This window comes from Paraburkholderia solitsugae (assembly GCF_013177695.1).
In the GTDB taxonomy this organism is placed as follows: domain Bacteria; phylum Pseudomonadota; class Gammaproteobacteria; order Burkholderiales; family Burkholderiaceae; genus Paraburkholderia; species Paraburkholderia solitsugae.
Window position 1 is genome coordinate 1 of record NZ_WOEY01000029.1, and the last position, 15,831, is coordinate 15,831.

Consider the following 15,831-nt stretch of genomic DNA (forward strand, 5'->3'; position numbering starts at 1 on the left):
GGTAAATCAAGATGAAATCTCGTCGCAAATGCATCATTTACATGGGAACATTTAAGACACAAAAAATGGCGCAAAGGCGCGCCACTTCTTGCTCAGCAGTGGTTCAGGTGTTCAAACTTCGGACTAGTAAACCAATAAGAAATCAAGGAAAGGCCAACGCCGTAGGTACACAGACACAAGCGCCGCGCAGGCAATTTGCTTAGCTTGGCTTAACAACAACAGTACAAGTAATCCCAGCAGCCAGCACAACCCCATCAGGCACAGAATCGATCTTCACCCGAACCGGCACACGCTGCGCCAACCTCACCCAGTTAAAAGTCGGATTCACATCAGCCAGCAGCTCACGGCTTTCGGGATTATCCCGATCATAGATCCCACGAGAGATGCTCTCGACATGCCCCTGCAGGGTACCCCCGCTCATCAACCGAACTTCGGCCTTATCCCCGATACGAACATGAGGAAGCTTGGTCTCCTCAAAATACCCATAAACCCAGAACGAGTGACTATCAACAATCGCCAGCTTGGCCGAACCAGCCGTAGCATAATCGCCGCGAAACACATTCAGGTTAGTGACATAACCATCAACCGGCGACACCACCCGAGTCCGCTCAAGATTCAACTTAGCCGCATCGAGCGCGGCCAAAGCCTGCTGATAAGAAGCCTCAGCAGCAGACGCAGTGTGAGTAGCATTCTCACGACTCTCCTTGGACACAACCAAAGCATCCATATCCGCACGCCGCTGCGCATCATCGCGCTTCATCTGCAACTCCGCCTTGCGCGCAGCAACCGCAGCCTCTGCCTGCTCAACAGCAATCTGATAGTGCGACGGATCGATCTGCATCAACAGATCGCCCTTCTTGACCAGTTGATTGTCCTTAACAGGCAAATCGACGACCGCGCCCGACACATCCGGCGCCACATTGACGATCTCAGCGCGCACGCGCCCATCCCGTGTCCACGGTTCATCCATGTAATGAACCCACAACACGCGCCCAATCAAAATCGCGACGATAAAAATAATGGCTGTCGCGACGAAGCCAACAATATTTCGGATGGTCATGTTTCGACTCTGATCAACGATAAACGGCGAGACCCAGCACGCCGCACACACAAACGAGCAAGCTGGCCCGGAACAAGGACGGATGCCACACCACGCGATACAGGCCCGTATAGGCAATCACGCGGTCCAACACCCAGGTAAGCGCGGCGCCCGCGACAAACAGCAGCACGATGGCCGGCACGTAGGCGTCGAAAACAGCGATATCACGTGGCATGACGAACTCCTTCTGACGCGTTGGCAGGTCCGCTCATCAGCGGTTCAAGCGGCGATTGCGGATCGAGCAGCGCGGTACGAATGAAATGCAGTTGACTCAGAATGCGTTGCAGTTGATGCTGCTCCTCTCGCGGTGGCGTGAAGGTGGCCAACACCTGCTGAACGGCGGCGATCGCATCGGCAGTCGCCGCCAGTGCGCGGTCGAAGCGGTCCGCGCGCGGCCGTTCGAACAGCGCGGCCAGCGCATCGCACATCGCACTCAAGGTGACGCGCCACGGCATCGACTTCGCGTAGCGCGCGTCGCGGGGCAACGCCGCCACTTCGCCGCGCAAGTCGATCATCGCGTTGCCCACTTCGAGCACCGCGAAGAGCCAGCGCAAGGTATCGCGTTTGACTTCGGGTTCGTTCTGTGCGAGCGCGTTGATCTGGGACATCAGATCGCGTGCGCCGCTCTCGAAGCGTGAACGCACCCGGTGCATGCCCGCGCGGCTCGCCAGCGCCACCTGGCGGCGCAGGTCCACCAGCAGGCGGTTGCGTAGCCACGGCGTCGAGGGCGGCAGCAGTACGGCAAAAGCAACCGCGCACACCAGCATCGACAGCACCAGCGCAATCGCATCGTTAATGGTGCCGCTCGGGTCGTAGTGAATCAGGTTGTCCGGGCCGGCGAGGAAACAGAAGAAGATGCAGTAGCCGGCACCGTAGCCGGCTAGCGCGGGCCGCGTCGTCATGAACACGCCGAGCAGCAGGAACGGCGTGAGCGCGGCGCACAGCAGCGGAAAGCCGTCGATGTGCGGATACACGCCGTACACCGCGATCATCCCCATCACCGAGGCGACCAGCGTGCCGCCGGCCATCTGGAACGCCGTGCGCTTCGGATTCGGCGACGACGATGCCAGCGCACAGATCGCTGCGGCATCCAGCGTCAAGGTCGAGCCGCTCGGCCACGCGGTCGCGATCCAGAACGCGCCGAGCACCATCATGACGATAGCCGCGCGCAAGCCTGCGACGCCCGCGGCGATTGCATTGGTCTTCGGCTCGTAGCGCTCGATCCAGCGCTCACGTTCGTGCGTGTCGACGGCAAGCGACGCATAGGTGGCCGCGTACGCGTGCAGATCGTCGATGAAGCGGTACAGCAATTCGGCGCCGGTGTCGAAGTCGAGCAGCGGCGCGTCCGGCTGCGTTTCCAGTGCGGCGCGTGTCGCGCGGACCCGATTGGGCAGTTCAGCCTTGTACGCGTCGAGTTGCGCGGCGGCGTGGACCGCATCCGCGGCGCTCAACACCGGTTCGCCGGATTTCGCGAGCAAGGGGGCGATTTCCTTGAAGTACGGTTCCAGCGCTTCGATCGCGACCGCCGCGCCGCGCGTGTTCGCATCGCGCAGCCGGTTCATCAACTGATGCAACGCGTGAAAGCGCGTCGACGCGGCCATGAACTCGCTGTTCAGCCGCGTCAGACGGCCGCCGCGCATCCGCGAATCGGGGCCTTCGAACACGGCGACGCTGCGTGCCGCTTCGAAGCCGACGATATCGGCGACAAAGCGCGCATTCGTCGCTTCGATCTGCGCACGGTCGTTGCGGCCGGCCAACGAGGCGGACACATACTCGACGAATGCCGAGAAACGCGCGCGCACGGTGCCGCGCATCTGCAAGCCGGCGAACTGTGGAAACACCAGCCCGCTAACGGCGCCCGCGCAGACGATGCCGACCACCACTTCAGCCACCCGCGTGAGCGCGCTCAGAAACGCGCCATCCGGATGCTGCGAAGCGGGGATGCCGATCAGCGCGGCGGTATAGCCGGCCAGCACGAAACCGTACGACTTGAAGTTGCGATTGCGTGCGGCACCGGCGGTGCAGATGCCGACCCAGATCGCAGTCGTGACGATGAACAGTTCCGGCTGCTGCGCGAACAGGCCTATCAATGCAAGCATCACGACGAGGCCGACTAACGTGCCGCAGATCCGGTAGAAGCTCTTGGCGAACACCATTCCGCTTTGCGGCTGCATCACGATGAACACGGTGGTCATCGCGGTGCGCGGCTGCGGCAGGTCGAGTTTCATCGCGATGCCGAGCGCCAGGAAGCAGGCGGCGAGCGCTTTGAACAGATAGATCCACGTGAGACCGTCGGTGCGCGCCCAGTCGGCGGCGGCCGCGTAGAGCGCGGCAAACGACGCGGGGCGTGGAGCGGGAGAGGGGGAGGCTGACATGGTCGGTTTCCTTAGTCAGCCGCGCGCGCGTTGACGGACGGCTGGCTCTTGCCCTTCCCGTGCGCCGGCAGCGTCTCGTTCGCCTGCGGGCCATTGGCCGGTTCGTCGAGCCCGCCACCCAAAGCCGTGACCAGCGACGCATGCGCGGCGAGACGCTCGGCCTGAATCTTCGCGACGCCTTCCTGCGCGCGCAGCAACTGGCTTTGCGCGATCAGCACATTCAGATAGTCGGTCAAACCGCGCCGATACCCTTCGCGCGCGAGGTCGTAGTTCTTGCGAGCCGCCGCGACCGAACGGTCGGCGTCTTGCGCCTGGGTGGCGAGCGAACGGATCCGGATCACCTGATCGGAGATATCCTTCAGCGCGCCGACAATCGACTGGTTATAGCTATCGACCGCCTCGTCGTACCCTGCCGACGCCGCGCCGAGCTGCGAGCGCAGGCGCCCGCCGTCGAGGATCGGCAGCGACAGCGCCGGACCCGCGCTCCAGCTATGCGCCGGGTCTTTCAGGAACTGGAACAGAGGACCCATTGCCGCATATCCGCCGATCGACGCCAGCAGGTTGATGTCCGGATAGAAGTCGGCCTTGGCGACGTCGATGCCGCGCGCTTGCGCCGCAACCGTCCAGCGCGCTGCAACTACGTCCGGCCGATGGCCGATCAGATCCGCAGGCAGGGCGCTCGGCAGGCTGGCAGGGGCGGTGTCGAGCGAGAGCGTCGGGCGCTGGATCGCGTCGCCCGCGCCCGGACCCTTGCCGGCCAGTGCGGCCAATTGATTGCGGCCGAGTGCGATCTTTTCTTCGATCGCGTCGATCTGGCGCTCGTATTCCGGCATCGGCGTTTCGGCCTGGCTCACTTCGAGCTGCGTGCCGATGCCGCCCTTCAGACGACGGTTCGCCAGGTCGACGATCTGCTGTTGTTGCTGCAGTGTGGATTTGGCGATATCGAGCAGCGCGTAGTTCATCGACATCTCGATGTACGTGCGCACCACGTTGCCTTCCAGTTCGAGCTGGGCGGCGCGGAAATCCGCTGAGCTTGCATGGGCGGCGTCGAGTGCGCGTTCGGCGGCATTCTTGTCCTTGCCCCAGATATCGAGGTTGTACGACAGACTCAGCGTGCCGGTGTTATTCCACGATTGCTCGCCCGCGAGCGGGCCCGGGCCGTAATAGACGTTGTCGGCCCATTTCTGGCGCTGGATCGACAGGCTGCCGTTCACTTGCGGCGATAGCGCCGAACGGGCGACGCCCGCCATAGACATGGCTTCGCGCACGCGCGCCTGGGCGGCAGCGAGACTCGGATTGCCCGCCTGCGCGGCTTCGACCCACTCATTGAGCTGCGGATCGTTATAGGCGCGCCACCAGTCGGTGGCCGGCCATTGGGCGTCCGCGTTGGCGGCCCGGATGGCGTTGCCTGCGTCGAGCGAGGAGGGCTCGATTCCGCGGTCTTGCGGCGCGATGCCTCCGGTACTGGCACAGCCGGCGATTGTTAATAGAATCGTAAGAACCGCGGCTGCGGCGATCCCTTTCTGTACCGGAGACTGCACGATTTCCTCCAAAATTGATTATAGAAGCATGTGCGTCATTATATTTTTCGATTGATTGGGGAATAACCGGTAAAGATGCAAGGCATTTTTACGGAATATGAGACAATCGCCTTTGCGAATCGTGTAACAATCGCTACCGATCACTGGGAAAAAGTATGGATACGCTTCAAAACATGCGCGTATTTGTCCGCGTCGTCGAAGCGGGCAGCTTCACGGGGGCAGCGCAGCACCTGAACACGACCACGGCGTACGCGTCGCGCGCGGTTTCCGATCTGGAAGCTCACCTGCGCACGCGCCTCCTGAACCGCACCACGCGCCGGATCGCGCTGACCGAGGCGGGTGAGCGTTATCTGCAACGCTGCGAACAGATCCTCGCGTACGTGGATCAGGCGGAAGCGGAGGCAGGCGACGCCCACGCGCGTCCGTCCGGCAAGCTCAAGGTCCACGCGATGACGAGCTTCGGTCAGCACTATGTGGTGCCTGCGGTGGGCCGCTATCAGGCGCGCTATCCGGACGTGAATATCGAACTGACGCTCGCGCAGCGCATGCCTGATCTGCTTGACGAAGGTTTTGACGTGTCGCTGACACTGGCGATCGGCCTGCCGGATTCGGGGCTGGTGTCGCAGCGCCTTTGCAGCGCGTTCAGCATCGCATGCGCGTCGCCGGCCTATCTGGAGCGGCACGGCGTGCCCCAAACGCCTTCTGACCTCGCGCGCCACACTTGTCTGCAAATGGTGACGCCGATATTCCCGACCGACAAATGGATTTTTGACGGCCCGAACGGTGAGGAAACCATCGCCCTCGGCCCGGCCACCTTCCAGGTGAACGTCGCCGAAGCGATGGCGGTCGCGGCGTGCAGCGGCATGGGGGTCGGACTGATCCCGCTGTACTCGGCGATCAGCGGCTTACGTAGCGGTGAACTCGTGTGGTTGTTGCCGGAATACACGTCGCAGGAAATGAATCTGTATGCGCTGTATCCGTCGAGGCAGTATCTGGACGCGAAAATTCGCACCTGGGTCGAATTCCTGCGCGACGAACTGCCCGTCACACTGGCCGTCGATCAGGAAGAATTGCGCCAGTTCGCGCGCAGCTGAAGCCGCGCCACGCGGGCGGTTGACCATTGTTGACGGTTCCATGCCGATGCGGCGTGGTAACCTGTTACAAAAGTGCCGCGTCGCAACATTTCCTTACTTCTGCGTCGCGGTCGATTTGCTAACGTGTGGTTCATACGCTGCCGCATTCTGCCGGACGCGTTCAATTCGCCGCCGTTCGGCAAATCGCAACAACCGCAACACTTGAAGGACGAAGAATCCATGGATACGCATTTGATGATCGGCGTGGCCGTTATGTTGGGACTGATCGGAATCGCCGCATCGCGCGATTTGCTGCGCCGCTTGCGCGACCAGCAACCGCAACTGGTACCGATCAAGGTCGAGCGCCCTGATTTGCAGGGACAACGGCGCGATCGCTGAAGCTCTGAGGCTCGAACGCCCGCCGGGGTTGCCCACCACGCGCCGATTGAGCTTGCTGTTGCAATTTTTCGTTTTGTCTTCCGCGCTTCGCACGTTCAGTGCAGCGCTTCGATCAGACCCGGCTCGTCGTTGAGCGTGCGGTCTACTTCCGGGCTCACCCGGTGCCAGCGAAACCGCGCGGCGGGTAGGCAGGCGCTGTGTGCAAGCTGCTCGAGTTCGTCGAGCTGCAGGGCCGGATCCAGCCAGCGGCGCGCCGCCTCCGGCGCGAATACCAGCGGGCGGCGCCCGTGCACGTCGATCAGGCCCGCGTCGGCGGTGGCCGTCACGATCACCAATCCCATGCCTTCCGTTTGCGGCTCTGTGCCGCGCACGCTCGATAAGGCCGCGAGGTACATCGGTGCGTCGCTTTTCAGGTGCACGAAGTAGGGCTGGCGGACCGTTGCGTCGGCTTCTCCCGCGTTATCTCCGCTTGATGTTCCGGGCGCCGCTTCCATGCGCCATTCGAACCAGCCGTCTGCCGGTACCAATACCCGTCCCGTTTTCCACAGATCTTTGAAGTAGCGCGTATGCGGCGCGGTTTCGGCGCGCGCGTTGATCGTCTGCGGCAGATGCTGCTCGCGTGCCCAATCCGGGCAATAACCCCAGTGAATCGCGTGCAGCGTTTGGTCCGAGTAAATCGCAAGCGGGTGGGTGCCCGGCGCGAGATTGTAGCCGGGTCGGCGGTCGGCGGCGTCGAACAGCATGAGCGGATCGGCGAGGCCAAGGTGCTGTGCGTACAGATGCGGATCACGGTATTGGCTGATTCGACCACACATGAGCGACCTCCGGAGATCACCTGCCTGGCGGGTTTGACCGATTCGGGTTATCCGGGCGGTTTCGCGCCGATTTAACGCCGACACGCCAATGTACCAACGCGTCGACTCGCCGATGCTCCAACGCCCATGCGCCGGTCACGCGCCGGCAAGACCCGAACCCGACGACAACAGCAGCGTAGTGCCTGGCGCCTTGCCGCGCTACCCTGATCGGCCCCAAGCCGGCGCTAGATCTCGACGACCTTATCCCACGTGAACTGCGGATTCTCCGGCTGACCGGTGCGCCGGTCGAGATAGCCGCGTGGATTGCAAACCACGCGCGTGCCGTTCACGGTGTAATCGAACGGCGTATGCGTATGCCCGTGAATCCACAGCGCGACGGGCGAGCGCACCAGTTCCGGCAAATGATTGACGAAACCGGCCGACACGCGGTCTTCCGCGTAGCGCTCGGCCAGACTCAGCCGATGCGGCGCGTGATGGGTGACGACGATCGTCTTGCCATCGAACGGCCTCGCCACCTCGTGTTCGAGCCAGGCGCGCGCCTGCCGGTGCAGTGCGAGGGAATCGTCAGGGGTGAAATCGCGCGGCGAGTCCTGGGTGTTGTGCGGCCAGTTCATCTGGATCAGGCCGCGGAAGTCGAGCATCGCTCGGCGTGATGCGTCGATGGACTCGGCGAGCGTGTCGGGATCCGCCCCGTATAACGCGAAGTCGGTCCACAAGGTGGTGCCGAGCACGCGCCAGCGGCCTTGCGGGTCGACCAGCGTGGCATTGTTCAGCACATGCACGTTGTCGACTTGCGCGGCTGCGTCGTAGAGGGCCGTTTCGAGCGCGCCGAATTCGCCGTCGTAGTACTCGTGATTGCCGGGCACGTAGATCACCGGCACGGCGCCGTCGAAGGTTTGCGCGGCCCAGCGCGGGCCGGCCGCGTGATTGTGGATGTCGCCGGCCAGCACGATCAGATCCGCGTGCGCATGCGGGATCAGTTCGGGCTCGTCGTTCTCCAGATGCAGATCGGACAGCACTCGAATCTTCACGACGACGGCTCCTGCAATGGGCCTCGCACCCAATGGCGAAGGCTTCAAACGCTAGCGTAGCACCTTGCCCGGATTCATCAGGTTCAGCGGATCGAGCGCGCGTTTGACGGCGCGCATCAACTGCACCTCGACGTCCTGTTTGTAATGCATCGCCTCGTCGATCTTCAACTGGCCGAGACCGTGTTCCGCGCTGATGCTGCCACGATGCCGGTGCACGCTGTCGTAGACGATCTGGTTGATCGGGCTTTGCCAGGTTTTGAGGAACGCCTTCGCGTCGACGCCTTCGGGCGCCTGCACGTTGTAGTGCAGGTTGCCGTCGCCGAGATGGCCGAACGTGACCATGCGCACCCCCGGCACGGCTTGCGCAATCGCCGCGTCGGTTTCCTCGATGAAGTGGCCGATGCGCGAAATCGGCACCGCGATATCGTGCTTGATGTTCAGACCTTCTTCAGCCTGCGCGAGCGGGATGTGTTCGCGCAGATTCCAGAACGCACGCGACTGCGTGAGGTTTTCCGCGACTACCGCGTCTTCGACCAGGCCTTCTTCGAGCGCGGTTTCCATCAGACGCTCGAACAGTCCGCGCGCATGCTCCTCGCTCTCGCTGTCCGACAGTTCCAATAGAACGACCTGGGCGTGCGGTTCGGCGAACGGGTAGCGCATCTGCTCGAAATGCCGGCCCACCAACCGCAGACAGAAATCCGACATCAGTTCGAAGCCGGTCAGAAGCGGCCCGGCGACGCGTTGCGTGAGCGACAGGAAATCGAGCGCCGCATGCGGTGACGCGAGCGCGGCGAGCGCCGTGACGCGCGCGGCCGGCTGCGGATGCAGTTTGAGCACAGCGGCGGTGATGATGCCGAGCGTGCCTTCCGCACCGATGAACAGATCGCGCAGGTCATAGCCGGTGTTGTCTTTGCGCAGTCCGCGCAGGCCGTCCCACAGTTCGCCCTGCGGCGTGACCACTTCCAGGCCCAGACACAGCTCGCGCGTGTTGCCGTAGCGCAGCACGCCGGTGCCGCCCGCGTTGGTGGCGAGATTGCCGCCGATCGTGCAACTGCCTTCCGCGGCGAGGCTCAGAGGGAACAGGCGGTCGGCTTCCGCGGCGTGTCTCTGCACTTCGGCGAGGATGACGCCGGCTTCGACGGTGATCGTGTTGTTGTGCGGATCGATGTCGCGCACGCGGTTCAGACGCCGCAGACTGACGACCGCCTGCGCGCCGCTTGCATCCGGCGTGGCGCCGCCGGCCAGGCCGGTGTTGCCGCCTTGCGGCACCAGCGCGATGCGATGCTCGACGGCGAGTTTGACGAGTGCCGCGACTTCGTCGGGCGTGGCCGGGCAGAGCACCGCGCAGGCGGCGCCGGCGTAGCGGCGGCGCCAGTCGGTGAGGTAGGGGGCGGTGTCGTGCGGGTCGGTCAGCACCTGGGCGGCGCCGATGGCGGCGCGGCAAGCGGTGAGGAAAGCGGCTTGGGTCATGTTGGTCGGTCAGGATGTTCGGCGGACAGGTTACGCGGGAGGTGAAGCGACAAGTGACACGAGAAACGCTGTTCTCATCGCGTGTTTCCCTCGGCCTGTCCGGCGGTCTGCTTGGCGTTCTCTTGTGCTGCAAGCCTCGCTGCCCGTTTGGCCGCGCGCTTGAACGGTGCGACATACGCGAGCGTGCAGACGAAGAAGATCACGGCGAGGAAGGTTTCGAGCCAGCCGAGGCGGGCGCTCAGGCCGCGGTCGCTCCAGCCGCGGACGATGCCCTCGGCAAAATACAGCAGGATCAGCATCGACGCCCATTGCAGCGTGTAAAGCCGGTGCCGCCACACGCCGGGCAGGGCGAGCAGTAGCGGCACGGCTTTGAGCACCAGCGCCGAGCCGCCCGGGCGCAGCGGCGCGAGCCACCATTCCCACGCGACGGACAAGACGATCAGCGCGAGTAAGGCGGCCGTCGCGCCGAAAGCGGCGGCGCGTTTTTGCTGCACGGGCATGGCGGTTGCGTTCACGGCCGCTCGCTCATGGACGCCGCCGTGCGGGCAACGCGTGCACCGAGGGCAATCGCAAGCGTCTTTTCGTCGGCGGAGATGCCCTGTTCGGCCGTGCCTGCACGTGCGAAATGCGACGCGCCATAGGGCGTGCCGCCGGTTTGCGTGGTGGAGAGCGCGCTCTCGGTGTACGGAATGCCAACGATCAGCATGCCGTGATGCAGAAGCGGCAGCATCATGGACAACAGCGTGGATTCTTGGCCACCGTGCAAACTGCCGGTGGACGTAAACACGCAGGCCGGTTTGCCGGACAGCGCACCCGAAAGCCACTGTGGCGTGGTGCCGTCGAGAAAATATTTCAGCGACGCGGCCATGTTGCCGAAGCGGGTGGGCGAACCGAGCGCGAGACCGGCGCATTCTTCGAGGTCGCGCAGTTCGACGTAGGGCGGTCCTTCAGCGGGGATATCCGGCTGGGTCGCTTCGCAGACGGTGGAAACCGCCGGCACGGTGCGCACGCGCGCCTGCATGCCGGGGACGCTGTCGACGCCGTGCGCGATGGCCAACGCGAGCTCGCGCGTGGCGCCGTGACGGCTGTAATAAAGCACGAGAATGTCTTTCATAGGCCTCATCGGTAGGGTAGCCCCCCTCCCTTACGGAAGAGGGGCCCCCTAAGAACCGGACGTGCTACTTTCACAGCATCCGGCTCAAGCCTTTACAAGGCCCTCTCCAAAGAGAGGGTCGGTTTCACTACTGCTAGCCCAAGATTGTGGACCTGTGTATGGCAGTCAGGGTGCAAGAGTATACGATTAGATAGCGCATCCGATCCACCATGGACGCGATATTGGATGTGATGATCATGCCATCCCGTTTCCTTCGTGATCTTGCACTGACAGAGCCCACACAGTCCTCGTTGAGATTTATAAAGAGCGGACCATGACGTTCGGTGACGCATCGATGCAAGCATGCGCTCCTGTCGCACTTCTTCTCCTCGTTTTTCCCATTGAGGGTCGAACGGATTGAACTCACCCGCTATCTTGACGTGGCGTTTGATGGGGTTGGACGCGAGTGTGTGTAGCTCCTTCCACTCTCGTACTCCCTCACTGTTGACGGCCATGGTGCGAAAAACCCAGTTGCGATTGTCGGGTGAGGGGAAGTACTTCTTCCTTACCCACTCGGCGCTCTTGGCAGGGTGACGACGCACTGACCAACGCCATAATGCCTTGAACAGCAGATAATCCATTCGGCTGAACGCTTGCTTGGCCACTACGGGACGGTGATACTCGGCCCATCCTCGTAGCATCGGGTTTAGCAGGCGGATGAGTTCCTCCTGCGGCACCGTCTTGTGTTTGCTAATCGTTTCCTTGAGTTTTCGGTAGAACGCTTGCACGTTCTTCCTGCCCGGTTTGATGAGCATCTTGCCGGAGTATTTCCGGAAGTTCCAGCCAAGAAAATCGAAGCCGTTTGCAATGTGAGTGATACGCGTTTTTTCCGCAGATAGCTCCAGACCTCGTTGTGCGAGGAAGGTGACTACCTTTGGCTTGACGTGTGTTTCGAGTGCTACATCCGAGACGCACGTGATGATGAAGTCATCGGCATATCGCACGACATTAACTTTCAGCTTCTTGGCTTTCCCGATTCCCAGCTCGCTTGCTAACTGCGAGGTCAGTTGTCGTTCCAGCCCGTTTAGAGCCACGTTAGCCAAGGTCGGGGAGATTACGCCTCGTACAATGTTGCATACTTTTCACTCCGTCGTCTGAATCATTCGGATTTTCGCTGGCGAGAGCCCCCGGCTGTGGATCGATCCTGAACACAACGACGATTTCATCCTTGTGGATTTCGACGCGCTTGACCAGACCCAACACGATCCTGCGCTTCGTTTCAAGATCAATCGTATCCAGTTTTTCGGTGACGGCGCCTGCAAATTCCTCGAGCCGGTTTATGACCAGAAACAACTCGCTTTGCACCGCCCCTTGCTGTCTGGACTCAAGGATCTGCTGGTCAATCTGCTCAAGCCGGTTCTTCAGCTGCTCCATCTTCGGTTCGAAGTCGGTCTTGTCGATGATACCGTCTGCATAGCTGTCGATCAGCCGGGACTTGCCCTTTTCCAGTTGCAGCCGCTGCTTTTCAAGGTTGCTCGTGTCAAAGCCACGCTTCTCATGGCGCTCCATCATATCCAGTCGACGCTCATATTCGTTCTTCAGTCGTTCCGGATGCCTTAGCAATTCCACGACCTGCTGCCATACCAGATCATCGAGCCGGTCCGTTCGAACCTGCAGATTGTCACAGATACGTTGGCCGCCGAAGCGATAGGCATCGGTTCCAACACAGCGGTAATAGGCGTAGTCCCGCTGATGCCCCTTGGACGCAGCCTTGCTCACTTTCTTTGCGTAATAGGCGTAACGGCACTGGCCGCAGACCGTCAACCCTTGCAGCAGGCGTAGCGGCGCGCTCCCGCGCCTCTGGCGTGCCAGCTTGCGGTTCTCGGCAAGCTGTTCCTGAGCAGATTGAAACAGCGCCTCGCTGATGATGGCCGGCACCGGGATCTCGATCCAGTCCTGCGGGTCTGTGCGTGTTGTTGAATACGGCTTTCTGGGCACGTCGGCACTGTGGCGCTGGGCACGCACGCGCACCTGCAGGTGATCGCGCGACTGCGTCTTGCCGAACGCAGCCCGCCCCATGTACGCAGGATTGCGCAATATGCCCCATACCACGCTGCGGTCCCAGTACGGCTTGCCCGATGCCGTCACAGTACCCGACTCGGTCAGTCGGCGTACCACTTCTCCTATGCTCAGGCGGTCCATCCCCACCCACTGGAAGATCGCCCGGACCGTTGCAGCCTGGGGCAGTTCGATCACGTACCGGGCCGGCGTTCCGTCAAGCTGCCGGCGAATGTAGCGGTAGCCGTAGGGTGCCCCGGAGAGTACATTGACGCTGCCGCGTTTTGCGCCGTGAAGCTTGCCACGACGGTGACGCTCAGCGATCTTCGCCCGCTCGTATTCGGCGATCATGCCCTGCATCTGCAACAGCAGTGACTCTTCCGGCGTCGTACCGATTGCGTGATTGAGGAACACCACCTGGATGCCGCAGGCCGTGAACTCTTCCATCAGCAGCGCCTGGTGCGCATATTTGCGCGCCAGCCGGTCCGGTGACAGGATGTACAGATGATCGATCGCACCGAGCGCGGCACAGTCTCTGAGTCGCTCCAGCTGTGGCCTGATCAGTGTCGCGCCGCTCACGCCAGCGTCAACGAAACACATGTCATCGACGATCTGCGCCCCGTCAGCCGAAATACGCTCCCTCAGTGCAGCGATCTGGCTTTCAATGGTGCCGCGTTTGTTCTGCTGTTCGGAGGATACCCGCGCATAGAGCGCAACCATCGCAGCTTTGCTCATCGTCCACCTCGCTTGACGGTCGCCTTCCTGGCCGCTGCGCGCCGCGTAGCGGACGGCTGTGCCGTTGCGCGTGCTTCGATCGGACTGATCTGCTCGTACGCCTTTTGCAACTGCTCCTGGGCGTAGCGGTTCGGCTCGAAGGCCAGACGTACGCGCCATTTTTTACGTCCTCGGGTCATCGCTGCACCTTCTGTCAGCGGGAGCGACCGTCTCAAGGACGAGGTCCACATCAACCTTGGAACAGCTTCTGGACCACGGCGCCAGGCACTCCCTTGAAATGCGCAGACCCAATTTTATCCGGCAGTTTGCTCTGTTGTTGGTGGTGTTATGATTCCCCCTTGTGGCGTACCAGCGGTTGTCGCCTGAAACTGGCCATGAAAGACAATGCCAGCCTTCAACCACTTCCGAAGCACTCCTAGGTCCATAGGGGCGTTGGCGAGCAGCCAGTCGTGATCGATATTGTCAAAGCAGGCTTTGATATCCGCCTCAAGAACCCAAGCAGCCGAAGCTCCTTGGGACATAGTGGCGAATATCTGAGCCATTGCGTCGGAGGTCGATCGATTGCGCCGAAATCCGTAGGAGTTCGGATCGCTCGTCGATTCCGCCACAGGTTCCAAGGCCAGTAAGTATAGAGCTTGCATCGCTCGATCCTTCATGGTCGGAATGCCCAAGGGGCGTTCCTTTCCATTGGCCTTGGGAATAAAGACTCTGCGTAGAGGCAGAGGCCTGTATCCGCGCCGCTTCAACTCGTCGATGGCGTGCCATCGGCGTTCAGGTGAATCCCACAGGTCCCGGTCAACTCCCGCTGTCCGTTTCCCTTGGTTTTGAGTCACTCGCCGCACAGCCAGTGCTTTGGCTGACCACGAGCGGGTTAGCATCCGTTGCAGAGCTTTCACCCTGCGCCAGTTGCCTTCCAGTGTTGCCTTCGCAATTCGAATCTGCGTCCCTCGGACATTCCGTTCGACTCGATGCCAATCTATGGCAAACCAGTCGTGCGGAGCGCCGGAAAGCGCAGATCGAGTCTTTCGACAAGATACTTTCATGCTGCTCTCCTGCTCGGATGTTATTTCCCGACAGCAGGCACCAGCATCCCTTGCGGGGCGATGGAGCCCCGCGGGGGAGTTGAGTATGAGCACGGGCGGCTGACGCCGTGTGCTCTCCAAGTTTCAAGGGTTAATCAGCCGTCTTGCGACGAAAGACCAGACGGAAGTCTGCCCGCTTTCGCGTGGGATGATGTCGCAACCCCTATCCGGACCATTACAGCCCGGCATTCGCTTTCTCCGTCCTCCCATACCCGCACAGCCAACAGTATTCCTTGCGGTTTACCTGCCCGAGGGCAGCCATACGGGCTTACCACGTTCCCTGATCTTCACACGACAGAGTTAGGGCCTACCTCTCCCCCGGTGGCCGTGAAGGCGACGCATTTCGAGTTCACAACGAAATGACCGGCCACACACCGTTTGGTTAACGCCATTAGACGACTTGCGTCGTCAGTCAGCAGCTTTGGCGCCTCAATACTTACGAGGTTTATCAGTAGTTCACATATGTTGCCCATGTCCGCCAGCCTAGCTCCTTGACCCCATCGCTGCTCGGAGTCTCCACCGTTCCCCTCACGGAGTAGCGGTGCCCTGTTGATGCGCAGGGGGCTACGTTGTCAGAAAAGCTTCACACCCCACCGTTACCAGTGACGCATGTTTTCCTAGGCTACTTTTGGTCGCACAAAAGGTTCGCTACCGCCAATGCAGCACGGTTGAACAATGAAGATCGGAGTTGCACACATCGAGTGGGCCCCGGCTCAGATTTCTGCGTTGGATTTGGCCATCCCAAAAGAGGAGGTCAGCACGCTATTTTCGTTATAAGACGTTGTAATTCCACGTAACAAAGTTCGTTGTGAACGTTGTGTGGATGCAACGCTTTCTGAGTCGATGGACGTGAAAAACCGACTTTCTCCGAAGGAGGTAGCTGTTTTTTCCGCCATCAATTAATGGACTTAGCGCTCGAGAAACGCCGTCGAATCGACGGGGAGCCTTTCGCGGAAAGCCTTGTGCCACCGGGTGTTCTGCCGGATTTTTAAGAGTCCGGCGCGCCTCTACACGATAGAGTCGTGTCGCACGTGAACGGGTATTATAGGGGCTGGGTCCG

At 61.5% G+C, this 15,831-nt stretch carries 13 protein-coding genes and 2 pseudogenes; 2 read left to right on the forward strand and 13 right to left on the reverse strand.

The window, feature by feature from the left end; translation table 11 throughout:
- Nucleotides 1–199: 199 nt before the first annotated feature.
- The 4 genes from GNZ12_RS07735 to GNZ12_RS07750 are packed head-to-tail and all read right to left on the reverse strand — an operon-like array spanning nt 200 to nt 5,015.
- Complete coding sequence (locus GNZ12_RS07735) at nt 200–1,060, reverse strand: efflux RND transporter periplasmic adaptor subunit (RefSeq protein ID WP_172309787.1); 861 nt, start codon at nt 1,058–1,060, stop codon at nt 200–202.
- A gap of 13 nt (nt 1,061–1,073) precedes the next feature.
- Entirely contained in the window at nt 1,074–1,274 is a 201-nt protein-coding gene (locus tag GNZ12_RS07740; protein WP_054042269.1) for a DUF1656 domain-containing protein, read from the reverse strand.
- Nucleotides 1,264–3,474, reverse strand: a complete 2,211-nt coding sequence (locus GNZ12_RS07745; RefSeq protein WP_172309788.1) for an FUSC family protein — start codon at nt 3,472–3,474, stop codon at nt 1,264–1,266. The genes GNZ12_RS07740 and GNZ12_RS07745 overlap by 11 nt, the downstream gene beginning before the upstream one ends.
- An 11-nt stretch (nt 3,475–3,485) precedes the next feature.
- The gene (locus tag GNZ12_RS07750; protein ID WP_172309789.1) at nt 3,486–5,015 is read right to left on the reverse strand and encodes an efflux transporter outer membrane subunit; all 1,530 of its coding nucleotides are present in this window, start codon (nt 5,013–5,015) and stop codon (nt 3,486–3,488) included.
- A 155-nt stretch (nt 5,016–5,170) separates the two neighbouring features.
- Here GNZ12_RS07750 and GNZ12_RS07755 point away from each other — a divergent pair, with 155 nt between their 5' ends.
- Nucleotides 5,171–6,109 carry a LysR family transcriptional regulator gene (locus tag GNZ12_RS07755; RefSeq protein ID WP_172309790.1) on the forward strand — a complete coding sequence of 313 codons (939 nt, stop codon included), beginning with the start codon at nt 5,171–5,173 and terminating at the stop codon, nt 6,107–6,109.
- A 219-nt stretch (nt 6,110–6,328) separates the two neighbouring features.
- Nucleotides 6,329–6,487 (forward strand): hypothetical protein, encoded by a 159-nt coding sequence (locus tag GNZ12_RS07760; protein ID WP_172309791.1) that lies wholly within the window; start codon nt 6,329–6,331, stop codon nt 6,485–6,487.
- Nucleotides 6,488–6,582: 95 nt separating this feature from the next.
- Here GNZ12_RS07760 and GNZ12_RS07765 read toward each other — a convergent pair whose 3' ends face one another.
- The 9 genes and pseudogenes from GNZ12_RS07765 to GNZ12_RS07805 form a co-directional block, all read right to left on the reverse strand.
- Nucleotides 6,583–7,302, reverse strand: a complete 720-nt coding sequence (locus GNZ12_RS07765; protein ID WP_172309792.1) for an SOS response-associated peptidase — start codon at nt 7,300–7,302, stop codon at nt 6,583–6,585.
- A 224-nt stretch (nt 7,303–7,526) separates the two neighbouring features.
- Nucleotides 7,527–8,333 carry a metallophosphoesterase gene (locus GNZ12_RS07770; RefSeq protein ID WP_172309793.1) on the reverse strand — a complete coding sequence of 269 codons (807 nt, stop codon included), beginning with the start codon at nt 8,331–8,333 and terminating at the stop codon, nt 7,527–7,529.
- A gap of 51 nt (nt 8,334–8,384) precedes the next feature.
- The gene (locus tag GNZ12_RS07775) at nt 8,385–9,803 is read right to left on the reverse strand and encodes an FAD-binding oxidoreductase (protein WP_172309794.1); all 1,419 of its coding nucleotides are present in this window, start codon (nt 9,801–9,803) and stop codon (nt 8,385–8,387) included.
- A gap of 74 nt (nt 9,804–9,877) precedes the next feature.
- Nucleotides 9,878–10,303 carry a DUF2069 domain-containing protein gene (locus tag GNZ12_RS07780; RefSeq protein ID WP_172309854.1) on the reverse strand — a complete coding sequence of 142 codons (426 nt, stop codon included), beginning with the start codon at nt 10,301–10,303 and terminating at the stop codon, nt 9,878–9,880.
- An 11-nt stretch (nt 10,304–10,314) separates the two neighbouring features.
- Complete coding sequence (gene wrbA / locus GNZ12_RS07785) at nt 10,315–10,917, reverse strand: NAD(P)H:quinone oxidoreductase (RefSeq protein WP_115780521.1); 603 nt, start codon at nt 10,915–10,917, stop codon at nt 10,315–10,317.
- A 92-nt stretch (nt 10,918–11,009) separates the two neighbouring features.
- A pseudogene (locus tag GNZ12_RS07790) lies at nt 11,010–12,017 on the reverse strand (group II intron maturase-specific domain-containing protein); the annotation flags it as partial.
- The gene (locus GNZ12_RS07795; protein WP_235993640.1) at nt 11,992–13,689 is read right to left on the reverse strand and encodes a recombinase family protein; all 1,698 of its coding nucleotides are present in this window, start codon (nt 13,687–13,689) and stop codon (nt 11,992–11,994) included. The pseudogene GNZ12_RS07790 and the gene GNZ12_RS07795, both read right to left, overlap by 26 nt.
- Nucleotides 13,686–13,868 (reverse strand): hypothetical protein, encoded by a 183-nt coding sequence (locus tag GNZ12_RS07800; protein ID WP_102857292.1) that lies wholly within the window; start codon nt 13,866–13,868, stop codon nt 13,686–13,688. The genes GNZ12_RS07795 and GNZ12_RS07800 overlap by 4 nt, the downstream gene beginning before the upstream one ends.
- Before the next feature lie 123 nt (nt 13,869–13,991).
- Nucleotides 13,992–14,732 (reverse strand): annotated as a pseudogene (locus GNZ12_RS07805) (reverse transcriptase N-terminal domain-containing protein); the annotation flags it as partial.
- Between the last annotated feature and the right edge of the window lie 1,099 nt (nt 14,733–15,831).